The sequence below is a fragment of the Oleiphilus sp. HI0117 genome (assembly GCF_001635235.1).
Window position 1 is genome coordinate 1 of record NZ_LWGA01000284.1, and the last position, 1,194, is coordinate 1,194.

1 protein-coding gene is annotated in these 1,194 nt (G+C 48.7%); it reads left to right on the top strand.

The window, feature by feature from the left end; genetic code table 11:
- Positions 1-22: 22 nt before the first annotated feature.
- A partial coding sequence (locus A3757_RS03635) for a non-ribosomal peptide synthetase (RefSeq protein WP_231878205.1) occupies positions 23-1,194 on the top strand: 1,172 nt, incomplete at its 3' end.

A 1,194-nucleotide genomic window follows, 5' to 3' on the forward strand; every position in this document is an offset into this window, starting at 1 on the left:
GCTCCAGGCTGATGATACCCTGATGGCAGTAACAACTTTGTCTTTTGATATTGCCGTACTTGAACTCTACTTGCCACTCTGGGTCGGCGCCAAAATCATTATTGCCAAGAAACAGGATAGTAGTGATGGTCGACGTTTATTAAGCTTGCTGATAAAGCATCAGGCAAACTTCATGCAAGCAACACCCGCCACCTGGCGATTGCTGATCAGTAGTGGCTGGCAGGGTGAGCCTAGATTAAAAGCACTGTGCGGTGGCGAAGCATTGCCATTGGATTTAGCTGAAGAGCTACTTCAACGCTGTAGTGAGCTTTGGAACATGTATGGCCCAACTGAAACCACCGTTTGGTCTAGCTGTGCCCAGATTACACAAACCCAAACACCGCCTGGATTGGGCTTACCTATCGCCAACACTCAGTTATATGTGCTGGATGAGCAGCTGCGCCCTGTCCCTAACGGCATCGCTGGCGAACTATACATCGGTGGTGACGGTTTGACCTTAGGCTATAACAATCGTGACGAATTAACCCGGAAGGTCTTTATTCCAAACCCCTTTGGAGACGGCCAACTCTATCGCACCGGTGATAAAGTACGCTACACCCACGACGGCACCCTTACGTATATGGGACGACTGGATCAGCAAGTCAAAGTACGCGGCTACCGAATAGAACTGGGTGAAATTGAGACGCTTATGCGCCAACACGACGCCATTGACGACTGCGCCTTAAGCGTACGAGAAGTCCGTGCCGGCGATACGCGGCTCATCGCTTATGTTGTATGGAAGAATAGCCCGATTAGTCTCAGTGAACTTCGTGAGCACCTGCGACAGCAATTGCCCCCTTACATGGTGCCGCAGCACCTTGAAGCACTCGGGGAGTTACCACGCACCCTTAACAACAAGCTTGATCGAAAGGCTTTAGAAAGCCTCCCTTTATCAGAATCAAGCTCGTTAGGCAAAGAAGAAGTACGGGCCGCTACTACAGCGACTGAACTTAAGTTACTGAGCATCTGGCAAGAAGTCATCAATAAACCCATATCTAACATCAATGAAAACTTCTTCGACCTAGGTGGGCATTCTTTGCTCATTGCACAAATCATCCACCGTGTTGAAATGGATATGTCGGTGCAATTGAAGTTCAGTGACCTCTACGAGTTTGCAGACATCGAGTCTTTAGCTAAAAAAATAGATCAATCGCA